This window comes from Bradyrhizobium sp. KBS0727 (assembly GCF_005937885.2).
Lineage (GTDB): Bacteria > Pseudomonadota > Alphaproteobacteria > Rhizobiales > Xanthobacteraceae > Bradyrhizobium.
The window spans coordinates 6,544,538-6,561,421 of record NZ_CP042176.1; the positions used below are offsets into that span (position 1 = coordinate 6,544,538).

Annotated in this window: 15 protein-coding genes; 11 read left to right on the top strand and 4 right to left on the bottom strand. The window is 62.8% G+C overall.

What is annotated here, in order from left to right; all coding sequences use genetic code 11:
* The 7 genes from FFI89_RS30640 to FFI89_RS30670 all read left to right on the top strand — a co-directional run bounded on the left by FFI89_RS30640 (position 1) and on the right by FFI89_RS30670 (position 9,379).
* On the top strand, positions 1-1,014 hold the full coding sequence (locus tag FFI89_RS30640; RefSeq protein WP_138831216.1) for a branched-chain amino acid ABC transporter permease: 1,014 nt from the start codon (positions 1-3) through the stop codon (positions 1,012-1,014).
* 154 nt (positions 1,015-1,168) lie between these two features.
* Entirely contained in the window at positions 1,169-2,404 is a 1,236-nt protein-coding gene (locus FFI89_RS30645; protein WP_371722053.1) for an ABC transporter substrate-binding protein, read from the top strand.
* A gap of 189 nt (positions 2,405-2,593) precedes the next feature.
* On the top strand, positions 2,594-3,820 hold the full coding sequence (locus tag FFI89_RS30650) for an ABC transporter substrate-binding protein (protein ID WP_138831217.1): 1,227 nt from the start codon (positions 2,594-2,596) through the stop codon (positions 3,818-3,820).
* A 227-nt stretch (positions 3,821-4,047) separates the two neighbouring features.
* The gene (locus tag FFI89_RS30655) at positions 4,048-5,277 is read left to right on the top strand and encodes an ABC transporter substrate-binding protein (protein ID WP_138831218.1); all 1,230 of its coding nucleotides are present in this window, start codon (positions 4,048-4,050) and stop codon (positions 5,275-5,277) included.
* Positions 5,278-5,447: 170 nt separating this feature from the next.
* Positions 5,448-6,677 (top strand): ABC transporter substrate-binding protein, encoded by a 1,230-nt coding sequence (locus FFI89_RS30660; RefSeq protein WP_138831219.1) that lies wholly within the window; start codon positions 5,448-5,450, stop codon positions 6,675-6,677.
* A 156-nt stretch (positions 6,678-6,833) separates the two neighbouring features.
* A complete protein-coding gene (locus FFI89_RS30665; RefSeq protein ID WP_138831220.1) occupies positions 6,834-8,075 on the top strand; it encodes an ABC transporter substrate-binding protein in 1,242 nt (413 codons plus the stop codon).
* A 20-nt stretch (positions 8,076-8,095) separates the two neighbouring features.
* Entirely contained in the window at positions 8,096-9,379 is a 1,284-nt protein-coding gene (locus tag FFI89_RS30670) for a glycerate kinase (protein ID WP_138831221.1), read from the top strand.
* 86 nt (positions 9,380-9,465) lie between these two features.
* Here the strand turns inward: FFI89_RS30670 and FFI89_RS30675 are convergent, their stop codons facing one another.
* Complete coding sequence (locus FFI89_RS30675) at positions 9,466-9,984, bottom strand: MarR family winged helix-turn-helix transcriptional regulator (RefSeq protein WP_138831222.1); 519 nt, start codon at positions 9,982-9,984, stop codon at positions 9,466-9,468.
* 177 nt (positions 9,985-10,161) lie between these two features.
* Between FFI89_RS30675 and FFI89_RS30680 the strand changes: the two genes are divergently transcribed.
* The 4 genes from FFI89_RS30680 to FFI89_RS30695 all read left to right on the top strand — a co-directional run bounded on the left by FFI89_RS30680 (position 10,162) and on the right by FFI89_RS30695 (position 14,336).
* Entirely contained in the window at positions 10,162-11,202 is a 1,041-nt protein-coding gene (locus tag FFI89_RS30680) for a branched-chain amino acid ABC transporter permease (protein WP_168213106.1), read from the top strand.
* Positions 11,203-11,207: 5 nt separating this feature from the next.
* Entirely contained in the window at positions 11,208-12,977 is a 1,770-nt protein-coding gene (locus FFI89_RS30685; protein ID WP_138831223.1) for an ATP-binding cassette domain-containing protein, read from the top strand.
* Positions 12,974-13,705 carry an ABC transporter ATP-binding protein gene (locus FFI89_RS30690; protein WP_138831224.1) on the top strand — a complete coding sequence of 244 codons (732 nt, stop codon included), beginning with the start codon at positions 12,974-12,976 and terminating at the stop codon, positions 13,703-13,705. The genes FFI89_RS30685 and FFI89_RS30690 overlap by 4 nt, the downstream gene beginning before the upstream one ends.
* A 235-nt stretch (positions 13,706-13,940) precedes the next feature.
* The gene (locus FFI89_RS30695; protein WP_138831225.1) at positions 13,941-14,336 is read left to right on the top strand and encodes an endonuclease domain-containing protein; all 396 of its coding nucleotides are present in this window, start codon (positions 13,941-13,943) and stop codon (positions 14,334-14,336) included.
* A 118-nt stretch (positions 14,337-14,454) separates the two neighbouring features.
* On the opposite strand, the gene FFI89_RS30700 is transcribed toward FFI89_RS30695, so the two are convergent.
* The 3 genes from FFI89_RS30700 to FFI89_RS30710 all read right to left on the bottom strand — a co-directional run bounded on the left by FFI89_RS30700 (position 14,455) and on the right by FFI89_RS30710 (position 16,883).
* Positions 14,455-15,606: an ABC transporter substrate-binding protein gene (locus tag FFI89_RS30700; protein WP_138831226.1), complete on the bottom strand. Its 1,152-nt coding sequence runs from the start codon at positions 15,604-15,606 to the stop codon at positions 14,455-14,457.
* Positions 15,607-15,695: 89 nt separating this feature from the next.
* A complete protein-coding gene (locus FFI89_RS30705; RefSeq protein ID WP_138831227.1) occupies positions 15,696-16,115 on the bottom strand; it encodes a thioesterase family protein in 420 nt (139 codons plus the stop codon).
* A gap of 6 nt (positions 16,116-16,121) precedes the next feature.
* A complete protein-coding gene (locus tag FFI89_RS30710; RefSeq protein WP_138831228.1) occupies positions 16,122-16,883 on the bottom strand; it encodes an SDR family NAD(P)-dependent oxidoreductase in 762 nt (253 codons plus the stop codon).
* Position 16,884: the final 1 nt, after the last annotated feature.

The following is a 16,884-nucleotide window of genomic DNA, read 5'->3' on the forward strand; positions in this document are numbered from 1 at the left end:
ATGAGCGCTGTTGAAGACGTCGTCACAGAAGCCCCGGCCGTCGAGGCCGTTCCGAAAAGAGCCATGACGCTCGGCCTCGGCACCTCGCTGGTGGTGCTGGCCGCATTGTGTCTCGCGCCGTTGTTCGTCAAGAACTTCATCATCTTCCAGATGACGATGCTGCTGATCTACGGGCTGGCGGTGCTGGCGCTGAACATCCTGACCGGCGGTTCCGGCCAGTTCTCGCTCGGCCAGAGCGCGTTCTACGCGGTCGGCGCCTATACGTCGGCGATCCTGATGGAACACGCCAACATGAACTACGCGCTGACGCTGCCGATCGCGGGGCTGGTCTGCTTTGCATTCGGCTTCCTGTTCGGCCAGCCGGCGCTGCGGCTTTCCGGCGTTTATCTCGCGCTGGCGACGTTCGCGCTCGCCACCGCGATGCCGCAACTGCTCAAGCTCGGCTTCTTCGAGCACTGGACCGGCGGCGTGCAGGGCCTCGTGGTCACCAAGCCGGACGCGCCGTTCGGCCTGCCGATGTCGCAGGACATGTGGCTCTATTACTTCACGCTGGCGATCACGGTCGGGATCTACATCGCCTCGGTGAACCTGCTGCGGTCGCGTTCGGGGCGGGCCTTCATGGCGATCCGCGACAACGAGATCGCGGCATCGGCCATGGGCGTCGACGTTGCGCTCTACAAGACGCTGGCGTTCGGCGTCTCGGCGGGCATCACCGGCGTTGCCGGCGGTCTCGGCGCCATCGCCGTGCAGTTCGTGGCGCCTGACGGCTACACCATCACGCTCGCGATCTCACTGTTTCTCGGCATGGTGGTCGGCGGCGTCGGCTGGCTGCCGGGCTCGATCGTCGGCTCCGCCTTCATCATCTTCGTTCCGAACATGGCCGAAGGCATTTCCAAGGGCCTTTCCGGCGCCGTGTTCGGTGTCCTGCTGTTCCTCGTCATCTTCCTGGTGCCGCACGGCGCCAGACAGGTTGCGATCGTAGCCCAGGGCCTGATCGCGAAGCTCAAGAGGTAAATGGAAACCTTACCGGCTCCGATTGAATCGGAACCGGCCCCGGTCTCTTGTCTTGATGCATTCCTCCGTGCCAACCAGTGCCTCCCGGCTCAAACCGGGAGGCATGTTTCGTTTCAAACACGACAAATCAGCAAACCCGAACCAAGGAGAAATGATGCTGTCCACGTCACCAACAAGAATCGCCGCGTTCACGACGGCGGTCATCGCTTTCGCTGCCATGAGCGGCAGCGCACTCGCCCAGAAGAAATACGACACCGGTGCGACCGATACCGAGATCAAGGTCGGCAACATCATGCCGTACAGCGGCCCTGCCTCCGCCTATGGCGTGATCGGCAAGACCGAAGAAGCGTATTTCAGGATGATCAACGACAAGGGCGGCATCAACGGCCGCAAGATCAATTTCGTCACCTACGACGACGGCTACAGCCCGCCGAAGGCGGTCGAGCAGGTTCGCAAGCTGGTCGAGAGCGACGAAGTGCTTGTTGTCTTCAATCCGCTCGGCACGCCGTCCAATACCGCGATCCAGAAATACCTGAACTCCAAGAAGGTGCCGCAGCTGTTCGTGGCGACCGGCGCCACCAAGTGGAACGATCCGAAGAACTTCCCCTGGACCATCGGCTGGCAGCCCTCCTACCAGAGCGAAGCGCAGATCTATGCGAAGTGGCTGATGAAAGAGAAGCCCGACGCCAAGATCGCGATCCTCTATCAGAACGACGATTTCGGCAAAGACTACCTCAAGGGCACCAAGGACGGTTTTGGCGCCAAGGCCTCCTCCGCCATCATCATGGAAGAGAGCTATGAAGTTTCCGAACCGACCATCGACTCGCACATCGTCAAGATCAAGGCCGCCAACCCGGACGTGCTGCTGATCTACACGACGCCGAAATTCGGCGCCCAGACCATCAAGAAGACGGCCGAACTCGGCTGGAAGCCGCTGCAGATCATCACCAACGTCTCGGCCTCGGTCGGCAGCGTGATGGCGCCGGCGGGCTTCGACAACGCCCAAGGCGTGCTGTCGGCGGCCTACGCCAAGGACGGCGCCGATGCGCAGTGGAACAGCGATCCCGGCATGAAGAAGTGGATCGAATTCCTCGACAAATACATGCCGGGCGCCGACAGGACCGATGGCAGCCTCGTCTATGGCTACGGCGCCGCCCAGACCCTGGCGAAGGTGCTGGAAATGTGCGGTGACGATCTCACCCGCGCCAACGTCATGAAACAGGCCGCAAGCCTGAAGGACTTTACCCCGGACACGTTGCTGCCCGGCGTGAAGATCAACACCTCGGCGACCGACTTCGCCCCGATCAGCCAGTTGCAGATGCAGCGGTTCAAGGGACAGAAGTGGGAGCTGTTCGGCGATACCATCAGCGGCGATGTCGCCTCCGAGTAATGCTGCATTGCCGTTCAGGGGCTCCCGGGGCAAATGCGAAGTGTTTGGCCGAATATCACGCCCAAGTGACCGGATAACATGAACGGACGGACGACCCGCCCTCTGCGACGCAAGCCGCAGAGGGCTTTTTATTGACCGGACGTCCGAAACGTATTCAATGCAGAAAACAAACCAAACGGGAACCTCGGAATGACTGCTAACCGATGGCGATTGGGAGCCGTTGCAGCCGCACTCGCCTTGTTCGCCGCAACCTGCGGCAGCGCCGTCGCCCAGAAGAAATATGACCCCGGCGCGTCAGACACCGAAATCAGGATCGGCAATATCATGCCCTACAGCGGACCAGCCTCCGCCTATGGCCCGATCGGCAAGACCGAAGAAGCCTATTTCAGGAAGATCAATGCCGAGGGCGGCATCAACGGTCGCAAGATCACCTTCATCAGCTATGATGACGGCTACTCACCGCCCAAGGCGGTCGAGCAGGCGCGCAAGCTGGTCGAGAGCGACGGGGTGCTGCTGATCTTCAACTCGCTCGGCACGCCATCCAACGTCGCGATCCAGAAATACATGAACGACAAACAGGTGCCGCAGTTGTTCGTCGCCAGCGGCGCCACCAAGTGGAACAATCCGAAGGATTTTCCGTGGACCATGGGCTGGCAGCCTTCCTACCAGAACGAAGCGCATATCTACGCGAAGTACCTGCTCAAGGAAAAACCCGAAGCCAAGATCGGCGTGCTCTACCAGAACGACGACTTCGGCAAGGATTACCTCAAGGGCCTCAAGGACGGCTTTGGCGCCAGGTCGTCGATGATCGTCGCCGAGCAGAGTTACGAGACCTCGGAGCCTGTGATCGACGGCCAGATCGTCAAGCTGAAGGCTTCCGGCGTCGACGTCTTCATCAGCATCACGACACCCAAATTCGCGGCGCAGGCAATCAAGCGGATTGCCGAATTCAACTGGAAGCCGCTGCAGATCGTCGCCAATGTCTCGTCCTCGGTCGGCGGCGTGATGAAGCCGGCGGGTTTCGAAAACGCGCAGGGAATCATTTCCGCGGCCTACGCCAAGGACGGCGCCGATCCGCAGTGGGACAACGATCCCGGCATGAGGAATTTTGCGGCCTTCCTCGCCAAATACTATCCCGAGGGCAACAAGAGCGACGGCGTGCTGATCTTTGGTTATGGGGCCGCGCAGACCATGGTGAAGGTGCTGCAGATGTGTGGCGACGATCTCACCCGCGCCAACATCATGAAGCAGGCCGCCAGCCTGAGGAATTTCGTGCCCGACACCCTGCTCTCCGGCATCACGATCAACACCTCCGCCACCGACTTCGCGCCGATCGTGCAACTTCAGTTGATGCGCTTTAAAGGCGAGCAATGGGAGCTGTTCGGCGACATCATCGGCGGCGAGCCGAACCACTAGAGCGTTTTCCAGCGAGGTGGAAACCGGTTCGCTGGAAAGCGCCATGAACCCAACTCCCGCAAGGCCCCTGCCCGGCCTGTGCGCATAAAGTAGGGCCCCCGCGACACCCGTGCGTGGGGCCTTTTCGTTGCTGGGAACGGCCGAAAGGTATTGAATGCCGGCAGGGGCCGCCAAGCGCTCCACACCAAAAACATCGACACATTCATCGTGATCCCAGGGAGGTCAACATGCCTGCTATCCATGTGCGATTGGGGGCCCTTTCGGCTGCCCTCATGATACTGGCCGCGACCAGCGGCAGCGCATCCGCGCAAAAGAAATACGACATCGGCGCATCAGACACCGAAATCAAGATCGGCAACATCATGCCCTACAGCGGACCCGCTTCCGCCTATGGCGTGATCGGCAAGACCGAGGAAGCCTACTTCCGCAAGATCAACGCCGAGGGCGGCATCAACGGCCGCAAGATCAACTTCATCAGTTATGACGACGCCTACTCACCGCCGAAGACGGTGGAGCAGGCGCGCAAGCTGGTCGAGAGCGACGAGGTGCTGATCGTCTTCAATCCGCTGGGTACGCCGCCGAATTCGGCGATCCAGAAATACTTGAACCAGAAAAAGGTGCCGCAACTATTCGTCGCCACCGGCGCCACCAAGTGGAACGACCCGAGGGAATTTCCCTGGACCATGGGCTGGCAGCCCAACTACCAGAGCGAATCCATCATCTACGCGAAATACATTCTGAAGAACAAACCGGACGCCAAGATCGCGGTGCTTTATCAGAACGACGACTATGGCAAGGACTACCTGAAGGGCTTCAAGGACGGCCTTGGCGCCAAGGCGGCTTCGATGATCGTGATGGAGGAAAGCTACGAAGTCTCCGAGCCGACGATCGATTCCCACATCGTCAAACTCAAATCGACCGGCGCGGACGTGTTCTTCAACATCACGACGCCGAAATTTGCGGCCCAGGCGATCAAGAAGAACATGGAAATCGGCTGGAAGCCGCTGCACTTCCTCAACAACGTTTCGTCTTCGATCGGCAGCGTCATCAAGCCGGCCGGCTTCGAGAACGCACAGGACATCATCTCCTCGAACTACCTCAAGGATCCAACCGACAAGCAGTGGAAGACCGATAAGGGGATGATCGCCTGGAACGAGTTCCTGGACAAATATTATCCGGAGGCTAACCGCGCCGACCTCTCCGTGATGTACGCCTACACCGTGGCGCAAGGCCTCGAGCAAGTGCTGAGGGCCTGCGGCGACGACCTGACCCGCGCCAACATCATGAAGCAGGCGGCCAGTATCAAGGATCTCGAACTCGGCGGCCTGTTGCCCGGCGTCAAGGTCAACACCTCGGCGTCCGACTTCGCCCCGATCTCGCAATTGCAATTGATGAAGTTCAAGGGCGAGGGGTGGGAACGCTTTGGTGAAATCCTGAGCGGCGACGTCGGCGGTTAAAGTATTAAGACTCTCGACTAAAGGAGCAGCCCCTGCGGCTTTGTCGCAGGGGCTTTTTGTTGTGAGCCCCGGGGCAAAATGGTAACCACGGCGCAAGTCACCAAGAGCTTTCGATCAAGAAAGCCATGACACATATCATTCCACATCGTGGAAATCGAGGGAGAGACGTCATGCCCGTTATCGCCAGACCATTGGCCATAGCTTCGACCGCGTTCGCCTTGTTTGCCGTATCCGCCAGCGGAGCGCTGGCGCAGAAAAAATACGACACGGGTGCTACCGATACCGAAATCAAGGTCGGCAACATCATGCCCTACAGCGGGCCGGCTTCCGCCTATGGCGTCATCGGCAAGACCGAGGCCGCCTATTTCAAGAAGATCAACGATGCCGGCGGCATCAACGGCCGCAAGATCAACTTCATCAGCTATGACGACGCCTACTCGCCGCCGAAGGCGGTCGAACAGGCGCGCAAGCTGGTCGAGAGCGACGAGGTGCTGCTGGTCTTCAACTCGCTCGGAACGCCGTCGAACTCGGCGATCCAGAAGTACATGAACTCCAAGAAGGTGCCGCAACTGTTCGTCGCCACCGGCGCCACCAAGTGGAACGATCCCAAGGATTTCCCGTGGACCATGGGTTGGCAGCCGAACTACCAGAGCGAAACCCAGATCTATGCGAAATATCTCCTGAAGAACAAGCCGGACGCCAAGATCGCGGTGCTCTACCAGAACGACGATTACGGCAAGGACTACCTGAAGGGCCTGAAGGACGGCCTCGGATCCAAGGCCGCCAGCATGATCGTCGCCGAGGAGAGTTTTGAGACCTCGGAGCCGACCATCGACAACCATATCGTCAAGCTGAAGTCCACCAATGCCGACGTGTTCATCGACATCGCCACGCCGAAATTCGCGGCGCAGGCGATCAAGAAGGTTGCGGAGGTCGGCTGGAAGCCGATGCATTTCCTCAACAACGTTTCGGCCTCGGTCGGCAGCGTGATCAAGCCGGCCGGTTTCGAGAACGCGCAGGACATCATCTCGGCCGCTTACCTCAAGGACGCTTCCGACAAGCAGTGGGACAACGATCCCGGCATGAAGGAATTCTACGCCTTCATGAGCAAGGACTTTCCGGAAGGCGATAAGCTCGACGGTGGAACCGTGGTCGGCTACGGCGTCGCCCAGACCCTGGTGCAGGTGTTGAAGCAGTGCGGCGACAACCTGACCCGCGAAAACGTGATGAAGCAGGCAGCCTCCCTGAAGGACTTCCGCACCGAAGTCCTGCTGCCCGGCATCAAGATCAACACCAGCCCGACCGATTTCGCGCCGATTTCCTCGCTTCAGCTCCAGAAGTTCAAGGGCGAGAAGTGGGAACTGTTCGGTGAGGTCATCAACGCCGACACCGGCGGCTAGCTGACCTGAACTGCGCGAGATCGAGCCCCCCTGCGACAGCCTCGCGGGGGGCTTTTTCTTGCTTACATTTTTTTCCCCTGTATCAATGGCCGGGAAGAAACGACAGGCCCGCTCGACCCGAACGGGCCGCCAAAAACGCTACAGGGAGTTCACTGGATGACCAGCCCGATCAGCCGCCGCTTCGCCACCATCCTTCTGGGCCTGTCGCTGGGTTTGACGCTTGCCTTGGCCTCCGGCCACGCCGCGTTCGCGCAGAAGAAATACGACACCGGCGCCAGCGACACCGAAATCAAGATCGGCAACATCGTCCCCTATAGCGGCCCGGCATCGGCCTACGGCGTGGTCGGCAAGGCGATGGGCGCGGTGTTCAAGAAGGTGAACGATGACGGCGGCATCAACGGCCGCAAGATCAACTTCATTTCCTACGACGACGCCTACTCGCCACCCAAAGCCGTGGAGCAGGCGCGCAAGCTGATCGAGAGCGACGAGGTGCTGCTGCTGTTCGGCACGCTCGGCACCGCCTCCAACACCGCGATCCAGAAATACGTCAATGGCAAGAAGGTGCCGCAACTGTTCGTCGCCACCGGCGCCACCAAGTGGAACGACCCGAAGAACTTCCCTTGGACCATGGGCTGGCTGCCCTCCTACCAGAGCGAGTCGCGCATCTATGCAAAGTATCTCGCCAAGGAGAAGCCGACGGCCAAGATCGCGGTGCTCTATCAGAACGACGACATGGGCAAGGACTACCTGAAAGGCCTGAAGGACGGTTTTGGCAGCGACGCGTCGCGCATCGTTGCGGAGGAGAGCTACGAGGTGGCGGAGCCGACGGTCGATAACCACGTGGTGCGGCTGAAGTCCTCCAATCCCGATGTCATCATCTTCTTCACGACGCCGAAATTCGGCGCGCAGGCGATCAAGAAGATCGGCGAGATGAACTGGAAGCCGGTCACGATCGTCTCCAATGTCAGCGCCTCGACCGCAACCGTGATGCGGCCCGCCGGGCTCGACAATTCGCAAGGGGTGATATCCGCAGCCTACGCCAAGGACGTCAGCGATCCGCAATGGACCGGCGACGCCGGCATCAAGGCGTTCGACGAACTGCTCGCGAAGTACCTGCCGGAGGTCAATCGCGTCGATGCCTCCGCGATGACCGGCTACAATATGGCGACCACCATGGTCGAGGTGCTCAAGCGCTGCGGCGACAACCTGACCCGGGAAAACGTCATGAAGCAGGCGGCGGGCCTCAAGCAACTGGCGCAAGGCGGCCTGCTGCCGGGCATCACGCTCACCACCGGCCCGGATGATTTCCAGCCGATCGAGCAGTTGCAGTTGATGCAGTTCAAGGGCGAGCGCTGGCAATTGTTCGGCGACGTCATCAGCGGCGAGCTCAGCAACTGACCTGATCGCGTGGAGATATCATGACCGACCGGCGTCCCCTCCTCCGCGCCATCTTTGACGCGGCGGTTGCTGCAGCCCATCCCGATATGGTGCTGTCGGCGCACCTGCGCCCCGTACCGAAGGGCCGGGTGATCTGCCTTGCCGCCGGCAAGGGCGCGGCCGCCATGGCTGCGGCGGCCGAGCGGCATTATCTCGATGCGCTCAAGCTCGATCCGGCGCGCCTGGTCGGCATCGCCACCACCCGTCACGGCCACGGCGTGCCGACGCGGCGAATACGCGTCGTCGAGGCCGGTCATCCCGTGCCCGATGAAGCCGGCCTCAAGGCCGCCGACGACACGCTGCGGCTGGCGGCAGAGGCGACCGCGGACGATCTGCTGCTGGTGCTGTTGTCCGGCGGCGGCTCCGCCAACTGGATCGCGCCGGTCGCGGGCGTGTCGTTCGCGCAGAAGCAGCAGGTCAACCGGGCGCTCTTACGCTCGGGCGCGCCGATCGGCGAGATGAACGTCGTCCGCAAGCACCTGTCGCGGATCAAGGGCGGACGGCTGGCACGCGCCGGCCAGCGCGCCGCCGAAATCGTGACGCTGGCGATCTCCGACGTGCCGCATGACGATCCCTCCGCCATCGCGTCGGGCCCGACGGTGCCGGATCCGACCACGCTGGCGAACGCCCGCGCGCTGGTCGCGAAATACAATCTCGCAATCGACGACGCGGTTCGACGCGCGCTGGACGATCCCGACAACGAGAGCTGCAAGCCCGGCGACGCAGCCTTCGACCGCGCGCAGTTCGAACTGATCGCGCGACCGAAGGCCTCGCTCGATGCCGCGGTCAGGATCGCCAGGGATGCGGGCTTTGACATCATCGAACTCGGCGCCGACCTCGAAGGCGAGGCCCGCGAGGTCGCCGCCGAGCACGCGCGGCTGGCGCTGAAAGCGCGCGGCGAAGGCCGGCGCATCGCGATCCTGTCCGGCGGCGAACTGACGGTGACCGTGCGCGGCAACGGCCGCGGCGGCCCCAACCAGGAGTATGCGCTGGCGCTGGCCGACCTCTTGAAGGATACGACCGACATTGCCGCGTTGGCGGCCGATACCGACGGCGCCGACGGCGGTGCCGGCAGCGCCAGCGATCCTGCGGGCGCCGTAATCGACCACAAGACATTCGCGAAGATGAAGTCGCTTGGGCTGGATCCCAAGGCCTATCTCGCCAACAACGACGCGTCGGCGTTTTTCGAGGCGACTGGCGATTTGCTGCTAACCGGCCCGACGCTGACCAATGTGAATGATGTCAGGGTGATTTTGGTGGAATGATTTGTTGGGTCGTCATTCCGGGGCGCGAAGCGAACCCGGAATCTCGAGATTCCGGGTTCGCTTCGCGCCCCGGAATGACAATCCCCTCAAAAATCTATCGCGATCTTCGACAGCATTTCGAGCAGCGCGACGCGGCCTTCCGGGCCGAGCAACTCGTTGAGCCGGGCCTCGTGCTTGCTGGCGACCAGCTTCTTGGCGCGCGACAGCACGGCGCGGCCCTTGTCGGTCAGCATCAGGATGTGGGAACGGCGGTCGTTGGCCGAACGCATCCGCGCGCAGAGGTCGCGGCTCTCGAGCCCGTCGAGCATCGCCACGAAATTCGGCCGCAGGATGCCGAGCGTGTTGGCGATCTCGGTCTGGTTGCGGCCGGGATTGCGGTCGAGCAGCAGCAGCACCGAGAATTGCGCCGGCGTCAGTTGCAGCGGCGCGACGCAGCGCAGGAAGTCCTCGAACACCTTGAGCTGGGCGCGCTTGAGCGAATAGCCGAGCAGTTCGGACAGTTCGCCCAACTGCAGCGCGGCATTCTCCGCGGCGCCCTCGACCGCATCCTTGCCGTTGGGACGGGAAGGCTTGACGGCGTCGGCGGTCACCTTGGAAACTGTCATCGCTCGCGGCTCGCAATCCCGATAAGAAGTCCCGTCGGCGGTCCGGGCCTTGATGTTATATTTGATAATTGTTATTCAATATATCAAATACCGGCGGCTTTCAACTGCCGATATCGGGGGACCGGCTGACCGCACAAGGTCGCGGCCGGCTCGACGCCTGAGGGGGAGCGCCAGGTCTTGAACACGACGATCATGCTGTTCCTGCTGCAGGACGGCATCACCAACGGTGCGATCTATGCGTTGCTCGGGCTGGCGCTGGTGCTGGTGTTTGCGGTCACCCGCGTCATCCTGATCCCGCAGGGCGAATTCGTCACCTATGGCGCGCTGAGCTACGCCATGCTGGCGACCGGCCAGGTGCCGGGCACGGCGCGGCTGGCGGTCGCGATGGGCGTGGTGGCGTTCGGGCTCGATCTGTTTGCCATCCGACGATCGCTCCGTCTCAAACCGGTGGCGCGGGCGTTTGCGGTCGATATCGTTTTTCCGGTGGCGATCCTTGCGCTGGCTTACGCCTTGGCCGGCCCCAAAGCTCCGATCGCGGTCAATATCGCGCTGGCGCTGTTGATCGTCGCGGCGATCGGACTGTTCCTGTATCGGATCGCGTTCCAGCCGCTGGCGCACACCTCGGTGCTGGTGCTGCTGATCGCCTCCGTTGGCTGCCACCTGGCGCTGCAGGGCCTGGGCCTGGTGTTCTTCGGCGCCGAAGGCCTGCGCGGGCCGGCGCTGTCGGACGCCGCGCTCACCATCGGGCCGTTGCGTTTCACCGGCCAGAGCATCGCGATCTATGGCCTCACCATCGCCTTCATCGTTGGCCTCTGGCTGTTCTTCGGCTTCACGCTGATGGGCAAGGCGCTGCGCGCCACTGCCGTCAACCGGCTCGGCGCGCGCCTCGTCGGCATCCGCACCACGCTGTCGGGCCAGATCGCCTTCCTGCTCGCTTCCGTGATCGGCGCCATCTCGGGCATCCTGATCGTACCGATCACGACACTCTATTACGACACTGGTTTTCTGATCGGGTTGAAAGGTTTTATTGCCGCGATCATCGGCGGGCTGGTGAGCTATCCGCTCACCGCGGTTGCGGCACTGATCGTCGGCTGCGTCGAGGCCTTCTCCTCGTTCTACGCCAGCAATTTCAAGGAGGTCATCGTCTTCACGCTGATCCTTCCCGTGCTGGTGCTGCGTTCGCTCGCAGCGCCCGCGGTCGAGGAAGAGAAGGATTGACTGATATGACGCAGCGGCTCCCTCTCATCATGTTCGCCCTCGTCATGGCGGCGATCCCGTTCATTCCCGGCGTACCGCCGTTCTGGATCGTGCTGTTGGACAATATCGGCCTCGCCGCGCTGGTCGCGATGGGCCTCGTTCTTCTGACCGGCGTCGGCGGCCTCACGTCGTTTGGCCAGGCCGCCTTCTGCGGCTTCGGCGCCTACACCACCGCCGTGCTGACCACGAGCTACGGCCTGTCGCCATGGCTGACGCTGCCGCTGTCGCTGCTGGTCAGCGGCATCGCCGCCGTGCTGCTCGGCATCGTCACGGTGCGGCTGTCCGGCCATTATCTGCCGCTCGGCACCATCGCTTGGGGTATCGGGCTATTCTACCTGTTCAGCAAACTGGAATTCCTCGGCCGCAATGACGGCATTCAGGGCATTCCGCCGCTCTCGATCGGCTCGCTCAGGATGATCGACCCGGGCACGATCTATTTCGCGATCTGGATCGCGGTGCTGGTCTCGGCACTGCTGACCATGAACCTGCTGGATTCGCGCACCGGCCGCGCCATCCGCGCACTGCGGCGCGGACATATCGCGGGCGAAGCCTTCGGCGTGCAGACGCCGCGCGCCAAGCTGCTGGTGTTCATCTATGCGGCGGTGCTGGCGGGCTTGTCCGGCTGGCTCTACGCGCATTTCCAGCGCTCCGCCAACCCGACGCCATTCGGCGCGCAGGCCGGCATCGAGTATCTGTTCATCGCGGTGGTCGGCGGCGCCGGCTATGTCTGGGGCGGCGTGCTCGGCGCCGGGATCGTCATAATCCTGAAAGAGGTTTTACAGAGCTACCTGCCGTATATCTTCGGCGGCCAGAGCCAGCTCGAGACCATCGTGTTCGGCATCCTCCTGGTCGGCCTGTTGCAACTGGCGCCGACCGGCGTCTGGCCCTGGTTGATGGCGCGGCTGCCGCTCAAGCCGGCCCGCAAGATCCCCGATACCTCGCTCAAGCTCCCCGCGCGCGTGCGCGCGCCGACAACGCCCTCGGTACTGCTGCACATCGAAAACGCGCGAAAACAATTCGGCGGCGTGATCGCCGTCAACGACGTTTCGTTCGACGTCCGGTCCCGCGAGATCGTCGCGCTGATCGGCCCCAACGGCGCCGGCAAGAGTACGACGTTCAACCTGATCACGGGCGTGCTGACCGCAACCGGTGGCGCGATTTCGGTGCTCGGCAACAAGGTCGACAACGCCCCGCCGCAGGAGATTGTAAAGCTCGGCGTCAGCCGAACGTTTCAGCACGTCAAGCTGGTGCCCGACATGACCGTGCTGGAGAACGTCGCGATCGGCGCGCATCTGCGCGGCAGCGCGGGCGCGATCTCCAGCATGTTCCGGCTCGACCGCGCCGACGAGGCGAGATTGCTGGCGGAAGCCGCGCGCCAGATCGAGCGCGTCGGCCTCGGTGACCAGATCGACCAGTTGGCGGGAAGCCTGTCGCTCGGCCAGCAGCGCATCGTCGAGATCGCGCGGGCGCTGTGCGTCGACCCGCTGCTGCTGCTGCTCGACGAGCCAGCCGCGGGCCTGCGCCACATGGAGAAGCAGCGGCTTGCCGCCCTGCTCCGTCAGTTGCGCGACGGCGGCATGTCGGTGCTTTTGGTCGAGCACGACATGGGCTTTGTGATGGATCTCGCCGACCGCATCGTGGTGCTCGATTTCGGTACCAAGATCGCCGAAGGCACGCCCGCCGCGATCAAGACCAATCCCGATGTGATCAAGGCCTATCTCGGAGTGACCGCGTGAGCGCGCTGCTGTCGGTCGCCGACGTCCACGTTTCCTACGGCAAGGTCGAGGCCGTGCGCTCGGTGTCGCTCGACGTCGCCGACAACGAGATCGTCACCATCATCGGCGCCAACGGCGCCGGCAAGACCACGCTGCTGAACGCCATCATGGGCATCCTGCCGCTGAAGGGCCGGGCAGCCTTTGCCGGCAACGACATGGCCGCGTTCGACATCGAAGACCGGGTCGCGGCGGGCCTTTGCCTGGTGCCCGAGCATCGCGAGCTGTTCGGTACCATGAATGTCGAGGACAACCTGCAGCTCGGCGCGTTCCGGATTCCGAAGGCTGTCGCGTTGAGATCGTTCGAGCGGGTCTACACGCTGTTTCCGCGGCTGAAGGAGCGGCGCAAGCAGCTTGCCGGCACGCTGTCCGGCGGCGAGCAGCAGATGCTGGCGATGGGCCGCGCGCTGATGGGCGCGCCAAAACTGTTGATGCTCGACGAACCCAGCCTTGGTCTGGCGCCGATCATCGTCGCCGACATCTTCCGCACCATCGGCGAACTCCGCGCCGCCGGCGTCTCGGTATTGCTGGTCGAGCAGAACGCGCAGGCCGCCCTTCAGATCGCCGACCGCGCCTATGTGATGGAGCTCGGCGAATTCATCCTGAGCGGATCGGCCAGCGATATTGCCGCCAACACGCGCGTCGCGGCGAGCTATCTCGGCTTTCAGCACGAAGGCGAGAGCGCGATCTAGATCGCGACACCACCAGCGACAATAGACCGTCACCCCACCCGCCTGCTACGCAGTCGACCCTCCCCCTCCAGGGGAGGGTAAGGAAGATACCAGCTTCTTTACCCCGACACGCGAGTGCAGTTCCTGACCACTTGCACTCGCGCAAAGATTGCGCTCCACTTCACCCTCCCCTGGAGGGGGAGGGTCGCTCGCGTAGCGAGCGGGGTGGGGTGATCTATCCGCGAGCAGGAAGGCCATGGTCTCCGCTGCGATACGCCGAGCAACTGCGAAGAAGCTGCGCGCCAACACGACGCCGCATGAGCGCATGCTATGGCGCGCACTGAAAGAGCTACCGGTCGACGGCACTCACTTCCGGCGGCAGGCGCCGATTGGTCCATACATCGTGGACTTCTTCTGTCCCGCCAAGCGCCTCATTATCGAACTCGACGGCGGCCATCATAATGACGACGAAACGGCCGCGCGCGATCGAGAACGGCAGGCTTGGCTGGAGCAGGAAGGATATCGTGTCGTTCGGTTCTGGAATTCCGAGGTTACCAGCGATCTGAATGCGGTGATGGAACGGATCTATGTGGAAGTGCACGGTTCGCGTGAGGCTGAACCCTTGCTGCTGAAACACCACCGACGACGATAGACTGTCACCCCACCCCGCCGCTGCGCGACGACCCTCCCCCTCCAGGGGAGGGTAAAAAAAAGGCCGGCCCTCTGATAGAGAGCCGGCTCTTATGTTTACCGAACCAAGTTGAATCAGCTCACATCGCCGGGACGTACTTGCCGTCCTTGACCGTCAGCAGGATGCGCGAGCGATCGTCGAGGCCGTAGCGGTCCTTTTCGGTCCAGTTGTAGACGCCCTGGGTCGCGACGATTTCCTTCTCCGAGATGAAGGCCTGACGGATTCCCTCGCGGAATTCCGGCGTGCCGGGCTTGCCGGCCTTCAGCGCTACCGGAATGATGCGCTTGAGCACTTCGAACGCATCATAGGAATGACCGGCAAACTGGCTGCGGCTGTTGGGACCGTATTTCGCTTCATACGCCTTGTTGAGCGCGAGGCCCGGCTTCTTGGTCAATGCGCTGTCGGCCTGCGTTTCCGGCGACATCACCGGACCCGCCGACATGATCACGCCTTCCGCGGCGGCACCCGCGATGCGGATGAAGTCCATGCTGGCGGCGCCGTGAGTCTGATAGATCAGGCCCTTGTAGCCGCGTTCGCGCAGCGCCGTCTGCGGCAATGCCGCGGCGGTGCCGGAGGCGCCGATCAGGATCGCGTCGGGGTTGGCGGCGACGAGCTTCAGCACCTGGCCGGCGACCGAGGTGTCCGGACGCGCGAAGCGTTCCTCGTCGATCATGGTCATGCCCAGCGGCACGCCCTGCGCCTTGAAGTCGTTGACCCAGAGATCACCGTAGGAATCGGAGTAGCCGATATAGCCGACGGTCTTGATGTTGTGCGCTCTCATGTGCTCGTACAACACCTTGCCCATGATCGGGATCGACTGCGGCAGATCGACCGACCACTTCATCCGTGCTTCGTTGATCGGGAACGGCGCCAGGCCGAAATGCGGAATGGCGGCTTCATTGGCGACCGTCGACACCGCGATCGTCGGCGGTGTGGTGCAGGAGCCCATGATGATATCGGCCTTGGATTCGGTGACGAAGCGACGCGCATTGGTGGTGGCCGCGGTCGGATCGCCGCCGTCATCCAGCACGATCAGCTTGAGCGGCACGCCGCCGATTTCCTTCGGCACGAAATCCAGCGCGTTGCGCTCGGGGATGCCGAGCGCCGCAGCCGGACCGGTGGTCGAAATCGAGATCCCGATGGTGATTTCATTGGTCTGCGCCAGCGCCGGCGAGCCAGGCAGCGCGAGTGCCGCCACGACGGCCGCGGCGGACAGAAGAGCCTTCTTCATTCATTCCTCCCTTTGAGTATCTTTTTATAGTGTAAAGCAAAGTCCGGCTGGCAATTCAGCCCCTTCTTTAGGTCATGCGGGGGCTCGAGTCAGCCCCGCATGAACCGCTCGATGATCTCCTGCGGCATTGGCGCCGATTTGAGCCGCGCCGGGTCGTCCGGATGACGGCCGACCAGCACGCGGGTCTCGAACGCCTCGATTGCCAGCGCCTCGCCCTTGAACACCTTGTGGGTCACTTCGAAGCTGGAGCGCTTGAAGCTCTCGATCCGGCTTTCGATCGTGATCCAGTCGCCGTGGGTCGACGGGATGTGGAATTTCGCCCGCGTATCCACCATGGGAATGCCGACCAGGCCGTATTTGTGCACGAGGTCCTGCTTCGAATAACCGGCGGCTTCGAACAGGATCGAGGTCGAGTCGTCGAACATTGCGAAGTAGCGCGGGTAATAGACGATGTTGGCGGGGTCGCAATCGCCCCATTGGATCTGTACGTCGCGGCGATGGGTGAACATGTTGCCTTACCTCGGCGCCATGCGGAGCGCGGCATCGAGCCGCACCACTTCGCCGTTGAGGTACGGGTTGTCGATCATGTGCAGCGCCAATGAGGCGAATTCGTCGGCCTGGCCGAGCCGGCGCGGGAACGGGATCGATGCAGCGAGCGAATCCTGCGCCTCCTGCGGCAGATTGGCCAGTAACGGCGTGAGAAACAGCCCCGGCGCGATCGTCAGCACGCGGATGCCGAACTGCGCCAGTTCGCGCGCGATCGGCAGCGTCATGGCGACGATGCCGCCCTTGGAGGCCGAATAGGCCGACTGGCCGATCTGGCCGTCATAGGCGGCGATCGAGGCAGTGGAAATCACCACGCCGCGCTCGCCGGTCGGAAGCGGCTCCAGCTTCGACATGTCAGCGGTCGCGAGCCGCAGCATGTTGAAGGAGCCGATCAAGTTGACCTTGATCACCCGGTCGAAGTCGGCGAGCGCCATCGGGCCCTCCTTGCCGATCACCCGCTTGGCGACGCCGATGCCGGCGCAGTTCACCAGCACGCGCGCCGGGCCATGGGCCGCGGCGGCCTTGGCGATGGCGGCTTCGGCGGACGCAGCATCGGACACGTCGCAGATCACGGCAACGCCGCCGATCTCGGCGGCGACGGTTTCGGCCAGCTTGGCGTTGAGATCGCAGACCGCGACCTTGGCGCCCTGCGCCGCCAACCGGCGCGCGGTGGCCGCGCCCAATCCCGATGCGCCGCCGGTGACGATGGCCGCCTGGTCCTTCAACTGCATG

Bases quoted from the DNA above. Each gene is read 5' to 3' on its own strand.
- FFI89_RS30660 (WP_138831219.1), top strand. From the start codon at position 5,448: ATGCCCGTTATCGCCAGACCATTGGCCATAGCTTCGACCGCGTTCGCC.
- FFI89_RS30695 (WP_138831225.1), top strand. From the start codon at position 13,941: ATGGTCTCCGCTGCGATACGCCGAGCAACTGCGAAGAAGCTGCGCGCC.
- FFI89_RS30705 (WP_138831227.1), bottom strand. From the start codon at position 16,115: ATGTTCACCCATCGCCGCGACGTACAGATCCAATGGGGCGATTGCGAC.
- FFI89_RS30670 (WP_138831221.1), top strand. From the start codon at position 8,096: ATGACCGACCGGCGTCCCCTCCTCCGCGCCATCTTTGACGCGGCGGTT.
- FFI89_RS30645 (WP_371722053.1), top strand. From the start codon at position 1,169: ATGCTGTCCACGTCACCAACAAGAATCGCCGCGTTCACGACGGCGGTC.
- FFI89_RS30650 (WP_138831217.1), top strand. From the start codon at position 2,594: ATGACTGCTAACCGATGGCGATTGGGAGCCGTTGCAGCCGCACTCGCC.
- FFI89_RS30655 (WP_138831218.1), top strand. From the start codon at position 4,048: ATGCCTGCTATCCATGTGCGATTGGGGGCCCTTTCGGCTGCCCTCATG.
- FFI89_RS30665 (WP_138831220.1), top strand. From the start codon at position 6,834: ATGACCAGCCCGATCAGCCGCCGCTTCGCCACCATCCTTCTGGGCCTG.
- FFI89_RS30700 (WP_138831226.1), bottom strand. From the start codon at position 15,606: ATGAAGAAGGCTCTTCTGTCCGCCGCGGCCGTCGTGGCGGCACTCGCG.
- FFI89_RS30640 (WP_138831216.1), top strand. From the start codon at position 1: ATGAGCGCTGTTGAAGACGTCGTCACAGAAGCCCCGGCCGTCGAGGCC.
- FFI89_RS30685 (WP_138831223.1), top strand. From the start codon at position 11,208: ATGACGCAGCGGCTCCCTCTCATCATGTTCGCCCTCGTCATGGCGGCG.
- FFI89_RS30675 (WP_138831222.1), bottom strand. From the start codon at position 9,984: ATGACAGTTTCCAAGGTGACCGCCGACGCCGTCAAGCCTTCCCGTCCC.
- FFI89_RS30710 (WP_138831228.1), bottom strand. From the start codon at position 16,883: ATGCAGTTGAAGGACCAGGCGGCCATCGTCACCGGCGGCGCATCGGGA.